This window comes from Hamadaea sp. NPDC051192 (assembly GCF_040682475.1).
In the GTDB taxonomy this organism is placed as follows: domain Bacteria; phylum Actinomycetota; class Actinomycetes; order Mycobacteriales; family Micromonosporaceae; genus Hamadaea; species Hamadaea flava.
Genome location: NZ_JBFBAZ010000104.1, coordinates 1 through 13,697 on the forward strand (window position 1 = coordinate 1; position 13,697 = coordinate 13,697).

The window sequence follows — 13,697 nt, forward strand, 5'->3', positions numbered from 1 at the left end:
GCCCCGCGCCCGGCGGCCCGGCGGCGGGGCGCGCCGGGGGGGCGGGGGGCGCGCTACGGGCGGGGTAGGGGGTTAGGGGAGGAGGAGGCCGAGGCCGAGGGCGTACGGGATGAGCAGGACGCCGCCGGCCAGCACCGCGCCCAGCCGGACCGACGGCGCCGACCGGAACGCCAGCGCGACGAGTACGCCGCAGGTCAGTGCGATCGCGAGGCAGACCCGGGCCAGCAGCCACACCAGCGGCTGGCCGAGGAAGGCGGCGTGCACCGAGGTGCCGCCCGAGGCGACCACATAGATCGCGTACGCCGTCCCGAGCAGGGTCGCCGCCAGCCCGGCCAGCACCAGCAACCGGGCGGGCAACGCCGCCGCCGGACGGCCCCGGCGACCCCGCAACCGCCGGACCACCGCCGTCACCGGCCAGCTGAGCAGCGCCACGAGCAGCAGCGCGAACAGCCCGAAGCCCAGGACGCCCACCGGTTCGATCGCCGACGACGTGGTCCGCTGCGCCGGCAGCTCATCCGAGGTGGCCGGGAAAGCCGTGCCCGAGCCAGTCGTGCCCGAGGAAGTAGCGGCTGGGAAGCCGGCCGCGATCCACGAGGTCATCAGGGTCGCGTACCCGGGGCTCAGTTCGCCCATCACGAAGCCGCCGACGGTCGGCCCGCCGACGCGGTCGAAGCCGTCGGTCGTCACCCGGGCCGCGTGGCTGCTGCCGGGCAGGATGCGGATGCTGACGCTGGGGCTGGCGATCAGCTCACGCCGGAAGATCTCGGCGCTCTCGGCCGGCGGGACGAGCAGGTCCCGTTCGCCCCAGATCGCCAGCACCGGCTGCCGGATCTCGTGCAACACCTCGACCGGATCGTGCTTGGCCTCGGGGAACTGGTCCAGGGCGACGGCCAGGCCCATACCCGTGGCGACCAGTTCCCGCGCGGTGCTCGCCGCGACGCCGTTGTCGGCCAGCCGGTTGTTCAGATTCCACGCCTGCGTACGCGCGGGGCTGAGCCCGGAGCCGCCGATGGTGATGAGGAAGGCGACGTCGCTGGATCGGGACGCCGCCAAGGGGGCCACCCAGCCGCCCTCGCTGAGCCCCCAGAGCCCGACCTTGCCGGGGTCGACGTCGGGCAGCCCGCGCAGCAGCGCGACCCCGGCGAGGGCGTCGTCCGCGAGGTCGCCGTAGTCCCGATGGCTGCGGTTGTAGTCGGACCGCTTGTCGTAGATCAGGGTCACGATCCCGGCGCGGGCGAACACCTCCGCCTCCTGGGCCAGTTGCGGCCGGACGGCGTTGCCCGAGCCGTGCACCAGCACGATGCCCGGACGCTTCACGGTGGGGTCCGCGCCAGCCTTGTCCGCGGCGAGGCGGACGACGGAACCGTGCAGGATGGTGTCGCCGTTGGCGAAGGCGACTTCGGTGGCGGTCAGGCCCGCTGGGGCCGAATACGGCGGGATGTCACCCGACGGGCCGGCGTACGCGCCGACGGCGGGCAGCAGCGCCGCGATCACGGCGGCCAAGGCGATCAGAGGCTTTCGCATGCGGAGAAGCCTCCCGGGAACGCCGTCCCCGGACATCGCCGACGAGAGGGAGACTCCTACTCCCCCGCAGTGATGAGACCCGACTCGTACGCCGCGATCACCGCCTGCACCCGGTCCCGCAGCCCCAGTTTGCTCAGCACATTGCTGACGTGGGTCTTCACCGTGTGCTCGCTGACGAACATGGCCGCGGCGATCTCCGCATTGGACAGTCCCCGGCCGAGCTGGACGAGCGTCTCCCGTTCCCGCTCGGTGAGCCGATCCACCAACCCCGGAACCGGCCGGGACACCCCTCGGCGGAGAACATCGTCGATGAGCGTACGCGTGACGGCCGGCGCGAGCAGGGACTGCCCGGCCACCACGACCCGCACCGCATGCACGAGATCGTCTCGGCGTACGTCTTTGAGCAGGAACCCGCTCGCCCCGGCGCGCAGCGCGTCGTAGACGTACTCGTCGGAGTCGAACGTCGTCAGCATGATCACCCGGGTGGCCGATGCGGCGCAGATCCGCCGGGCCGCCTCGATGCCGTCCAGCAACGGCATCCGGATGTCGAGCAGGGCCACGTCCGGCGTGTGCTCGGCGACCGCCTGCACCGCCGCCGCGCCGTCCGGCGCCTCGGCCACCACCTCGATGTCCGGCTGGGCCGACAGGATCATCGCGAACCCCGCGCGTACCAACTCCTGGTCGTCCGCGATCACGACACGAATCACGAGAACACCGCCGCCACTGAGAATCCCTTCCCCTGTTCGCCCGGCCCGATGAAGACCTGCCCGCCGACGGCGCCGACCCGTTCGCGCAACCCGATCAGGCCGTGCCCGGCCGGTCGCGCACCTTGCGAAGGCGCGCCTCGGCCGTCGTCGGTGACGCTCACTCGCAGCCCACTGGTCCAGTCCAGGACGACGTCCGCCGACGTCGCCTCCGCGTGCTTCACGACGTTCGTCAGCCCTTCCTGCACGAGCCGGTAGGCGGCCACCTGCACGTCCGACGACAGCGTGCGAGGCCGACCGCGCTCGGTCAATCGGACCGACAGACCCGTGCGCTGCGTTGTGCGTATCAGTTGATCCAGATCGGCCAGCTGCGGGAGCGGCTCGCGGAGCGCGCCCACCGCGGCACGAAGCTGGCCCATGGCCTCGCGCCCGCTCGCGGAGATCGCGTCGAACGCGGCCTCCGCGCGGCCCGGATCGGTCCGCGCCACGGCCGCGCCGCCCTCCGCCTGGACGATCATCACGCTGAGCGAGTGGCCCAGGATGTCGTGGAGATCCCGGGCTATCCGGGTCCGCTCGGCCTGCGCGGCCATTTCTTTACGGGTACGCCCAAGGGTGCCGATCGCGTAGGCGGCCGACCACAAGGCGAGCTCGCGAACGGCCGTGTTGACCGAGCCGATGACACTGAGCGCGCCCACCGCCGTTCCGACGACGCACAGGACACGCTCGACTCGCCCCGCTTGATAGGCGACCGTGTAGAAGATGACCAGCGGGCCGTACCAGATGGGCTGGGCCGGTCCCGCGTCGACGGCCGCGTAGGCCGCGATGCCGACAGCCGCGACCGCGAGGCTCCCGCCGGGCTGCCAGCGCCTGGTCAGGGCCGGTAGCGAGGTGACCAGAACCGGCCAGTAGACCCACTTCTCACCGGCTGGATGGGTCGCGAACAGGAACGGAGCGGACTGCGCGAGCAGCACGCCGAGGGTGAGCCCGACGTCGGTGAGCCACTGGCGTCGCATAGGACGCGAGACTAAAGCACCGTGGACGGCGGTGATCGGATAGGTTCTGCGCATGGCCCGGTACGCCGACGATCTCGCTCTCGCCCACGTGTTGGCCGATACGGCTGATTCGCTGGCTATGTCCCGATTCCGGGCGCTCGACCTGCACGTGACGAGCAAGCCGGACCTGACTCCGGTCAGCGACGCCGACACGGCGGTGGAGAAAGCCCTGCGATCCACCCTGGCGCGGACGCGGCCCCGGGACGGGGTCCTCGGCGAGGAGTACGGCTCGACCGGGGCGACCGGCGCCCGGCAGTGGGTCATCGACCCGATCGACGGCACCAAGAACTACATCCGGGGCGTGCCGATCTGGGCCACGCTGATCTCGCTGATGGAGGGCGACGAGCCGGTCGTCGGCCTGGTCAGCGCGCCCGCCCTGGGCCGGCGCTGGTGGGCCGCGCGCGGGCTCGGCGCGTTCGCCGGCCGCCACCAGGCCGCAGCCACCTCGATCAAGGTCTCCGGAGTCAGCCGGCTCGCCGACGCCAGCTTCTGCTACTCCTCGCTCGAATCGTGGGAGCAGACCGGACGGCTCGCCTCGATGCTGGACATCATGCGCAAGTGCTGGCGTTCCCGGGCGTACGGCGACTTCTACGGCTACATGCTTCTGGCCGAGGGCGCGCTGGACATCATGGTCGAACCTGAGCTTTCGCTGTGGGACATCGCCGCGCTCATCCCCATCGTGACCGAGGCGGGCGGGACGTTCACCGATCTCACCGGCCGCTCCGGCCCAGGCGGCGGCAGTGCGATCGCGACCAACGGCAAGCTCCACACCGACGTTCTCGGCAAGCTGACGCCCGGCGGCCTGCGCGCGCTGTGATCGCGCTGTCACCCTCGTGAGCTGGGTCTCCGCGATTCGAATCATCCCCGAGGCGCAGTTGGGCGGAGTCGACCCTTAGGGGTTTACCATCGCTTGGTGATGTCCTCAGGGTGGTGGTTCCTCGCGGCGATGATCGTCGCGTACGGCGTGGCCAACCTGCTCCAATCGATCGCCGCCTCCCGGACGACCATGCATCACACGCTCGACCCGGGCCTGCTCGTCCGGCTTCTCGGGCACCGGATCTACCTCTACGGCATCGGCTGCCAAGTCCTGGGCTTCTTTCTGGCCCTGGTCGCGCGGCGCGATCTACCCCTGTTCCTCGTGCAGGCGAGCGTCGCCGCCGGCCTCGGCGTGACCGCCGTCCTCGGCGTGGTCGTGCTGAAATGGCAGCTCCCCAAGAGCGAGATCCTGCTGCTGGCGGCGCTCGTGCTCGGCATCGGCGGCCTGGTCATGGCGGCCGAACCGGCGCCCTCGCGGCCGCTCGACCTGATCGGCAAGATCAGTCTCGTCCTGGCCCTCCTGATCATCGCGGGCCTCGGCTTCTTCGCCGTACGCATCAAGGGCGCACCGGGCAGCGTCGTCCTCGGCGCCCTCTCCGGCCTCGGCTTCGCCTGCGCCGCCGTCGCCGCCCGGCCGCTGGCCTCCTCGCACTCGATCTTCGAATTCGTCAGCAGCCCGCTGCTCTACCTCGTGATCGCCCACTCCCTGAGCGCCCAGCTGCTCCTCGGCCTGGCGATGCAGCGCGGCTCCACCAACGCCGCCGTCGCCGCCATGGACGCCGCCGGGGCCGTCCCCGCCGCCGTGGTCGGCCTGCTCCTGCTCGGCGACCGCATCCGGCCCGGCCTGACCTGGCTGGCCGCCCTGGGCTTCCTCGTAACCCTCGGCTCCGTGATCGCCCTGACGCGGTACGCCGAACCCCAGGCGCGCACGGACCCTGCCCCCGATCCCGCAGCCGAGGACGCCGCTCCCGCCGCGCCGTCGGACGTCGTCTCGCACCGGCGGCCCGCCGCCAACACACGGCCGGTTCGGCCCGTCGTGAACGGGCACACGCCGCTCATGGACCTCCCGACGCGGGAGTACCCGGCGCTCTCCGAATCCTCCGGCCGCTAACCCTTCTCGCCAGTAGTTGATCTTGAGTGATTGGCGTCGCTATGGCGACGTTTTCTATTCAAGATCGACAGGCGCTGTCCACAGCCCCTACCGCCGACCGAGCCCAACGCGCACAGTGTCGCGGTGCGGATGCCACGCGACGAGGACACACGGCTGGACTGGCTGCTCTTCGAGCAGAGCGGAGTGATCTCCACCCGTCAGGCCGAAGGGCTTCTCTCCCCTGGCCGCGTACGCCATCTCATCGCCAGCAAACGCTGGCGGCGGATCTGCCGGGGCGTACTGGTGACCGGCGACGGCCTGCTGACCCGGGAGGCGCAATGGTGGATCGCCGTCCTCGCCGCCGGGCCGTCGTCCGTCTTGGCCGGGCTCGCCGCCGCGCAGGCCGGCGGGCTCTCCGGCCGCTGGCCGAAGCGAGAGGTGATCGACGTTCTCCGGCCGGCGTCGCGGGCTGCGCCCGCCCTGCTACGCCGGATGCCGTTGGACGTGCCCGCCGTCAAGGTTCACCGCACAACCGCGTTGCCGATCAGCGACCGCCAGGTCGGCCGGCCCCACCGGACCAGCATGGCCCGGTCGCTGCTGGACGCGGCGGTGTGGTCGCTCAGCGACGAGGACGCGGTCTCGATCCTGGCCACCGGATGCCAGCAGCGCCTCGTCCTGCCCAGCGAGGTACGCGCAGTCGCCGACCGGTTTCCGCACTGCCGCCGACACGCTCTGATCACCGGGACGCTGGATCTGGCCGAGCTGGGTGCGACCAGCCCGGCCGAGATCGGGTTCGTCAAACTGTGCCGACGGCACCGCCTGCCCGAACCGCAGCTCCAGGTGAAGCGACGGGACGTGAGCGGCCGTACGCGCTACCTGGACGCGTACTTCACGGAGTTCCGGGTGCACGTGGAGATCGACGGGGCACAGCACCTGGACGCCCGAGCGTGGGCCGCCGACATGCAACGCCAGAACGACGTCTGGATCGCCGGCGATCGTCCTGCGCATCCCGGCATTCCTCATCCTGATAAATCCCGACGAGGTCGTACGCCAACTGGTCGCCGCCTTGCGGGCTGCTGGTTGGTCTTGAACAGAAACCGTCGCTATGGCAGCAGTTTCTGTTCAAGATCACCAGAGGCCGTCGAGGGGGACGACGTCGAGGGAGGGGAGGTAGGTGACGTTCGGGTGCGGCCCGGCCGCAGTAGGCACGACGGTGTCGAGCCAGGGCGAGAAGTCCCGCTCGGCGATGGTCGCGCCGATCAGGTCGGCCAGCGAGTCGGGGGTCGTCCGAGCGTGTTCGTCGACGAGCCCGGTCCCGGCGGTGATCACCAGGTGCCCGGTGAAGGTCCGCAACCACTCGTGGGCCGCCGCCGACATCAGGTACAGCGCGGGCACCACGACCAGCCGATACCCCTCCAACGAAGCCCCGACCGGAATGACATCAACCGGCCGACCATCGGAGGAGGAGGCGGAGGCAGAGAGCGCAGCGTGCCAGGACTGCACGAGCGAGGTGTAGTCCACCCGAGTGGGCAGATGCGGGCTCTGCCACGCCCACATGCTCTCCTCGTCGTACACCACGGCGACGTCCGCGGAGACGACTGCTGGGGTTCGGGAAGCCAGCGACGCGCCCAGGTCGACCGCTTCGGAGAAGACGGCGGACGAGTACCCGACGAGGGCCGGATGCCACTGTTCGGCCCCGCCCCGGGAGGCCCGCCACTGGAAGTACATGATCCCGGTCGCGCCCCGGTCCAGGTATACCGAGGCGACCGTCGACAGCGAGTCGGCCGACCGGCGCATCCCGGAGGAGGTGTGCGTATAGCCGGGGGCGTGTTCCATGAGGAGCCACCGGCCGTCCGGGTGCCCGGCCGCACGCGCCCAGCCTCGGGCCCGGTCGGCGGAGAAGGCACGACCGGCGAGGTCCGGCGGGTAGTCGTCGATCGCCACCAGGTCCACATGTGCGGACCAGCGGGCGTGGTCGACCGGCACCCAGTCGCCGAGGACGAAGTTCGTCGTCACCGGTACGCGCCCGGACAGCACAGTCTTCTGCTCCAGGTATCCCCGCAGCAGCGAATCGGACATGAACCGGCGATAGTCGAGTTCCTGCGCCGGGTTGCGCAGGTACTGAGTGGCTCGCGGCGGCTCGATCTCGTCCCAGCCGGCGTACCGCTGCGACCAGAAGTCGGTGCTCCAGGCGTCGTTGAGCGCCTCCACAGTGGAGTAACGGGTGCCGAGCCAGGCCCGGAACTCCACTGCGCAGTGCGCACAGAAGCACCAGGTGCCGTACTCGTTGTGCACGTGCCAGAGCTGCAGGGCGGGGTGCGTACCGTAGCGGGTGGCCAGCTCCGACGCGATGCGCACACTGGCCGCCCGGTACGCCGGAGCGTTGACGCAATAGGTGTCCCGCGACCCGTGCGTGAGGCGTACGCCGTCCCGCGTGACCGGCATCGAGTCCGGGTAACGGCGGGTGAACCAGGGCGGGGGTGAGGCGGTCGGGGTGGCCAGGCACACCCCGATCCCCGCCTCGTGCAGCCCGTCCAGGACCGTGTCCAGCCAGCCGAAGTCGAACGTGTCCGGAGTGGGTTGCAGGCGCGACCACGAGAACACCCCGACCGTCACGAGGTTGACCGACGCTTGACGCATCAACGCGAAATCGTCAGCCCACACCGATGCGGGCCACTGCTCCGGGTTGTAGTCACCCCCGAAGTACACGGGACCCTAGCCAGGATGCGTGCTCGACGGACTGGTCGTAGCTGCCGCCCTCGTGCCCGTTGAAGCGATAGACCCGGATGTCCTTGTCGGCCGAGTTCCACGCGTTGTACGCCGCGAAGACGGTCGACGGCGGGCAGACCTGGTCCATCAGCGCGGTGGAGAACAACGCCGGCGCGGTGGCCCGCCGGGCGAGGTTCACTCCGTCGAAGTAGGACAGTGTCCGGTAGACCTGCTCCTCCTTCTGCCGATGCACCGTCAGATAGCGCGCGATCTCGGCGTACGGGTCGGCGTCGGTGAGCCCGATCGCCCGCTCGAACTGGCACAGGAACGGCACGTCGGGCAGCGCGCCGACCAGGTCGCCGCACAGTCCGGCGGCCGCGATGGTGAGGCCGCCGCCCTGGCTGCCACCGCCGACCGCGACGCGGGTGCCGTCGACGCCGGGCGCCACCCGGGCGGTCTCGACCGCGCGGACGGCGTCGGTGTAGACCCGGCGGTAGTAGTACTCCGCCGGGTCCGTGATGCCCCGGGTCATGAATCCGGCGTGCTGCGGCCCCGACCCCACCGGGTCCGGGGTGTGCCCGATCAGCCAGCCGCTGCCCTGCCCGCGCGTGTCCATCATGAGGTGGGCGTACCCGTAGTTGGGCCAGCCGATCTGCTGCTGCGGGATGCCCCGGCCGCCGTTGTACCCCTGGTACTGCACGACGATCGGGAACGGGCCGTCGCCGTACTTGGGCACCGTCAGCCACGCCTTGATCGGGTGGCCGCCCCAGCCGCGGAAGGTCACGTCGTAGGAGGTGACCATGGTCAGGCCCGTCTCGACCGGCTCGAACACCGGATCCAGGTCGAAGGCGCGCGCCTCCGTCAAGGTCGCCGCCCAGAACTCGTCGAAGTCGGCGGGCTCGGCGACGTCGGGACGGTAGTCCCGCAGGGTTTCGAGGGGTAGGTCGAAGAAGGCCACTACATGCGCTCCAGGGTGAGGTCCCGGGCGGCGGCGTACCGCGCCCGGACGGCGGGGTCGGGGTCGGCTTCGTAGACGTCCACTCCGGACAGCGACCAGGTTGGCCGCTGCCCGGTCAGGGCCCAGGCCGCCTGCCGCGCCGCACCGTCGGCCACGTATTCGCCGGCCGGGGGCACCGCGACCGGCCGACCGAACACGGCCGGTGCGATCTCGCGTACCGCCTGATTGCGAGCGGCGCCACCGATCAACAGCACGCGCCGCACCGAAAGGCCCTGCGCGACAAGCGCGTCGAGGCCGTCGGCGAGCCCGCAGAGCAGACCCTCGACGGCGGCGCGCGCGAGATGCGCGGAGGTCGATGTGCCCAGGGTGAGGCCGTGCAGCGAGCCGGTCGCGTCTGGACGGTTGGGGGTCCGCTCGCCCTCCAGGTAGGGCACCAGCACGAGCCCGTCCGACCGGGTGGACAGGGCCAGCTCGGCGAGCGCTTCGTGCGACACGCCCAGCAGCGCCGCGGTCGCGTCGAGCACCCGCGCGGCGTTGAGCGTGCAGACAAGCGGGAGGTAGTGCCCGGTCGCATCGGCGAAACCCGCCACGATCCCGGACTCATCTGCGGCAGCCACAGTGGACACTCCGAACACCGTGCCCGATGTGCCTATCGACACGACCACGTCGCCCGGCTGCGCGTCCAGCCCCAGCGCGGCCCCGGCGTTGTCGCCCGCGCCCGCGCCGAACCGGCCGACACGCTCCGCGGGCTCCAGCACCCGCGGGACGGTCACGCTCCGTCCGAAGCCATGTTCCAGCAATTCCAGCTGGTACGCGTTGAGCCGGGGTGACCAGTATCCGGTGCCCGAGGCGTCGGACCGGTCGGTGACCAGGTCCGCCAGATCCGTGGAGCCGGAGAGTTTCCAGGTCAGCCAGTCGTGCGGCAGGCACACGGCGGCCACCCGGGCCGCGTTCTCCGGCTCGTGCGTGGCGAGCCACCGCAGCTTGGTGATGGTGAAGGAGGCGACCGGCACCGAGCCGGTCGCCTCCGCCCACGTCTTGGCCCCCAGCTCGGCGACCAGGTCCGTCGCGGCCGCAGCCGATCGGGTGTCGTTCCAGAGCAGCGCCGGGCGGACCACCTCGCCGGACTCGTCGAGGCAGACCATGCCGTGCTGCTGCCCGGCGATGCTGATCGCGTCGACGTCGTCGAGGCCGCCGGCCTGGCCGATCGCGCTGGTGAGCGCGTCGAACCAGGCCGACGGGTGGACCTCCGTGCCGTCCGGGTGAGCCGCGCGGCCCTCCCGGACGAGCACACCGGTGTCGGCGTCGCGAACGACGACCTTGACCGACTGCGTCGACGAATCGACGCCGGCGACCAATATCATCGGGCGCCCAGGACGTGTTCGACCATGAGCTGGGTCAGCTGCACGAAGTTCGCACCCCGGGCGCCGGCCGCGTCCGGGTCGAAGTCCGCGTCGCTGGCCATGAGGTCGGCGACCGTCTCTCCTGCGCCCAGGGTCGGCGTGTTGAGCTCGTTGACCCGGGCGTTGGCCAGCGCCTCCTGAACCTCAGGGTCGGCCCGGAACGCGGCCGCCCGATCCCGCAGCAGGGTGTAGGTCTTCATGTTGGCCGCCGCGCTCGCCCACACGCCCTCGACGTCCTCGGTACGCGCGGGCTTGTAGTCGAAGTGCCGCGGGCCGTCCCACGCCGGGGAGCCGTCGGGGCCGCCGAACTCCAGCAGGTCCACCAGCGAGAAGGCGTTGAGCAGGTCGCCGTGGCCGAAGATCAGGTCCTGGTCGTACTTGATCCCCCGCTGGCCGTTGAGGTCGATGTGGAACAGCTTGCCGTGCCACAGCGCCTGGGCGATGCCGTGGGTGAAGTTGAGCCCGGCCATCTGCTCGTGCCCGGTCTCGGGGTTCACGCCGACCCGCTCGGGGTGCTCCAGGTCGTTGATGAAGGCGATCGCGTGCCCGAGCGTCGGCAGCAGGATGTCGCCCCGGGGCTCGTTCGGCTTGGGCTCGATGGCGAACCGGATGTCGTAGCCCTGCTCGATCACGTACGACGTGAGCAGGTCCATGCCCTCCTTGTAGCGGTCGAGGGCGGCGCGGATGTCCTTGGCCGCGTCCGACTCCGCGCCTTCCCGGCCGCCCCACAGCACATAGGTACGCGCGCCGAGCGACGCCGCGAGGTCGACGTTGCGGATCACCTTGCGCAGCGCGAAGCGGCGTACCGACCGGTCGTTGGCGGTCAGGCCGCCCTCCTTGAACACCGGGTGGGTGAACAGGTTGGTGGTCGCGTGCGAGACGAACATCCCGGTCTCCGCGAGCGCCTTGCGCAGCCGCTCGATGTGCCGCTCGCGCTCGGCCGCGGAGCTGCCGAACGGGATCACGTCGTCGTCGTGGAAGCTGACTCCGGCCGCGCCGAGTTCGGCGAGCTTGTGCACGCTCTCGATCGGGTCGAGGTCCGGGCGGGTGGCGTCGCCGAACGGGTCGCGGGCGGGCCAGCCGACGGTCCAGAGGCCGAAGGTGAACTGGATCTGGGACATGCGTCTACTCCTGCACTTTGCCGTTGAGGACGACTACGCCGGGCACGGCATAGCCGGCCACCTGGGCGAACTCGACCCGGTCGAGCCGGGCGGGTCCGCTCGTGGTGACCGTGAACGTGGCGTCCTCACGTACCGCGGTGACCAAAGTGACCCCGTCATCGTCGCGGATCTCGGTGGTTCCGCTCAACCCTCCCACGCTCACCAACGTGATCGACTTCCACGGGCCGTCGGGAATCGACTGCTCAGCGGCGGTCGTCGAGAGGAGCGCGCCGACGCGGGCGTACAGCGGGAGCTGGTCCGGGGCCGGGCTCACGTGCACCGTGGCCGGGCCTTCCTGAACCTCACCGGTCCACCAGTCGGCCCACCGACCGGCCGGGACGTAGACGTTCCGCTCCTGCTCCTCGCTGATGACCGGGGCCACCAGCAGATCCGAGCCCAGCCGGTACTCGTGCTCGGCCCGCCAGGCCAGCGGGTCCTCCGGCGAGTCCACCATCAGGGCACGCATGATCGGCTCACCGGTCTCGCCGGAGAGCAGCGCCTGCGAGTAGAGGTACGGCAGCAGCCGGTAGCGCAGCTTGAGCGCCTCGATGACCTGCGCCTCGACCGCAGGGAACCGCCAGGGCTCCCGCGTCGTGGTGCCGTGGAAGCGCAGTAGCGGCGACAGCGCGCCGAACTGGGCCCAGCGCAGGAACAGGTCGTCGCTGGGCGTACCGGAGAAACCGCCCGTGTCGTGCGACCAGAACGGCACCCCGGACAGGCCGTGCGCCAGTCCGCCGTTCATGGAGCTGGCCAGCGCCGGGTAGGAGCACATCGTGTCGCCGCCCCACTGGGCCGCGTGCCGCTGCCCGCCGAGGTACGACGAGCGACCCCAGATCATCGAGTGCCCGTGCACCTCGCGGGTCACCGCGCTGACGGCGTCGTTGAACAGCAGCGAGTAGACGTTGTGCAGCTCGGTGCCGGTCATCCCGTTGAAGGCGATCGCGTCGGCCGGTACGCCTTCGGCGAAGTCCGTCTTGAAGACCTGTACGCCCTGCCAGGCCAGCGGCCGCAGCAGATCCTGGAACCAGCTGGTGGCGTCGGGGTTGGTGAAGTCGACGATGCCGCACTCGGGGAACGAACCGTGCCACGAGTCCGCCACGTACGCCGTCCCGTCGGCCCGCTTGAGCAGGTAGCCCTTCTCCGCCGCCTCGGTGAACCGGTCGGAGTTGACGCTCAGGTACGAGTTCATCCAGAGGCAGACCTTGAAGCCCTGGGCGGTCAGCTCGGCGAGCATCGCGTCGGGGTCCGGGAAGGTCACCGGGTCCCAGCGCAGCTCCGACCACTTGCCGTCGGGCTGCCAGTAGGTGTCCAGGTGCAGGACGTCACAGGGGATGCCGTGCTCCCGGATCGTCCGTGCGCGCTGCAGGACGTGCTCCTGGGTGTCCACGAAGAAGCCCGAGGAGATCCAGGAGCCGAACGCCCACTTCGGCGGCGTCACCGGGCGGCAGGTCAGCCGGTCGTACCGGGTGAGCACCTCGGTCGGCGTCGGACCGGCGAGCACGTAGTAGTCGATCAGGTCGTCGGGGACCACGATCTGCACCACGCTCTGCGTACTGGCGCCGAAGTCGAACTCGATCGGCATGCCCGAGTCGACGACCACGCCGTAGCCCCGGCTGGACTGGTAGAACGGCACGTTCTTGTACGCGCGGTCGCCCTCGCTGCCGAACGCGTCGAAGTTCCAGATCACCGGCCGCTGCCCGCGCAGGTTGAGCGGCAGGAACCGCTCACCGGTGCCGACGAGCACCTCGTCGGCCGGCAGCACGAAGGTCTCGTGGTACGCCACCACGCTGCCGTCCACAGCCGACAGCCCGAACGGCGCGGTACGCATCCGCCCGGAGATGTCGACGACGCCGGGCGCGGTCCGGGTGAGCAGCCGCCCGGTGCCGGTCTCGACGAAGCGGATGCCCCACGGCTCCAGCGTCACTTCGGCGGTGATCGAGCCGGCGACGATCCGGATCACCCCGTCGGCCACCTGGACGTCGGCCTGGTAGCCCAGCTCCGGCCGGGTCAGCGGCAGCACCCGGGCGCTGCGCGTACGCGCTGCCGGGTCGGTGGACAGGCGTACCCGGATGATGCCCTCGCCGGCCGCGGTGACCTGTGCGGTGAGCAGGTCGCCCGAGGTCGCGTGGGCCTTGACGCTGATGCCGTTGGGGTCGGTCGCCATCAGCTCGGCGTGGGTGATCTCTTGCGGCCCGCCCTCCCCGTGCCGGCGGCGCGGCAGCTCCGGCGGGTCGGCGCTGAAGTATTCGTGTGCCACCAAGGGCGGACGGAAAGGCATGGA

11 protein-coding genes are annotated in these 13,697 nt (G+C 70.9%); 2 read left to right on the plus strand and 9 right to left on the minus strand.

The window, feature by feature from the left end; genetic code table 11:
• Positions 1-72 precede the first annotated feature (72 nt).
• From AB0M47_RS31230 to AB0M47_RS31240, 3 genes are read right to left on the minus strand one after another with little or no spacing between them, the layout of a single operon-like run.
• Positions 73-1,524 carry a prolyl oligopeptidase family serine peptidase gene (locus AB0M47_RS31230; RefSeq protein ID WP_363420362.1) on the minus strand — a complete coding sequence of 484 codons (1,452 nt, stop codon included), beginning with the start codon at positions 1,522-1,524 and terminating at the stop codon, positions 73-75.
• Positions 1,525-1,580: 56 nt separating this feature from the next.
• Positions 1,581-2,231 (minus strand): response regulator transcription factor, encoded by a 651-nt coding sequence (locus AB0M47_RS31235; protein WP_363420364.1) that lies wholly within the window; start codon positions 2,229-2,231, stop codon positions 1,581-1,583.
• The gene (locus AB0M47_RS31240) at positions 2,228-3,241 is read right to left on the minus strand and encodes a sensor histidine kinase (RefSeq protein ID WP_363420366.1); all 1,014 of its coding nucleotides are present in this window, start codon (positions 3,239-3,241) and stop codon (positions 2,228-2,230) included. Before AB0M47_RS31240 ends, AB0M47_RS31235 begins: the two co-directional genes overlap by 4 nt.
• A gap of 52 nt (positions 3,242-3,293) precedes the next feature.
• Between AB0M47_RS31240 and hisN the strand changes: the two genes are divergently transcribed.
• Together hisN and AB0M47_RS31250 are read left to right on the plus strand one after the other, a co-directional pair.
• On the plus strand, positions 3,294-4,097 hold the full coding sequence (gene hisN, locus AB0M47_RS31245) for a histidinol-phosphatase (RefSeq protein ID WP_253760375.1): 804 nt from the start codon (positions 3,294-3,296) through the stop codon (positions 4,095-4,097).
• Between the two features lie 129 nt (positions 4,098-4,226).
• Complete coding sequence (locus AB0M47_RS31250) at positions 4,227-5,207, plus strand: hypothetical protein (protein WP_363420395.1); 981 nt, start codon at positions 4,227-4,229, stop codon at positions 5,205-5,207.
• Between the two features lie 462 nt (positions 5,208-5,669).
• On the opposite strand, the gene AB0M47_RS31255 is transcribed toward AB0M47_RS31250, so the two are convergent.
• The 6 genes from AB0M47_RS31255 to AB0M47_RS31280 form a co-directional block, all read right to left on the minus strand.
• Positions 5,670-6,194 carry a hypothetical protein gene (locus tag AB0M47_RS31255; RefSeq protein WP_363420368.1) on the minus strand — a complete coding sequence of 175 codons (525 nt, stop codon included), beginning with the start codon at positions 6,192-6,194 and terminating at the stop codon, positions 5,670-5,672.
• A gap of 120 nt (positions 6,195-6,314) precedes the next feature.
• Positions 6,315-7,895, minus strand: a complete 1,581-nt coding sequence (locus AB0M47_RS31260) for a beta-galactosidase (protein ID WP_363420370.1) — start codon at positions 7,893-7,895, stop codon at positions 6,315-6,317.
• Entirely contained in the window at positions 7,879-8,853 is a 975-nt protein-coding gene (locus AB0M47_RS31265; protein WP_363420372.1) for an acetylxylan esterase, read from the minus strand. The genes AB0M47_RS31260 and AB0M47_RS31265 overlap by 17 nt, the downstream gene beginning before the upstream one ends.
• Positions 8,853-10,217 carry a xylulokinase gene (xylB, locus tag AB0M47_RS31270; protein ID WP_363420374.1) on the minus strand — a complete coding sequence of 455 codons (1,365 nt, stop codon included), beginning with the start codon at positions 10,215-10,217 and terminating at the stop codon, positions 8,853-8,855. Before xylB ends, AB0M47_RS31265 begins: the two co-directional genes overlap by 1 nt.
• Positions 10,214-11,377: a xylose isomerase gene (gene xylA / locus AB0M47_RS31275; RefSeq protein ID WP_363420376.1), complete on the minus strand. Its 1,164-nt coding sequence runs from the start codon at positions 11,375-11,377 to the stop codon at positions 10,214-10,216. The genes xylB and xylA overlap by 4 nt, the downstream gene beginning before the upstream one ends.
• A gap of 4 nt (positions 11,378-11,381) precedes the next feature.
• Positions 11,382-13,694 (minus strand): TIM-barrel domain-containing protein, encoded by a 2,313-nt coding sequence (locus tag AB0M47_RS31280; protein ID WP_363420378.1) that lies wholly within the window; start codon positions 13,692-13,694, stop codon positions 11,382-11,384.
• Positions 13,695-13,697: the final 3 nt, after the last annotated feature.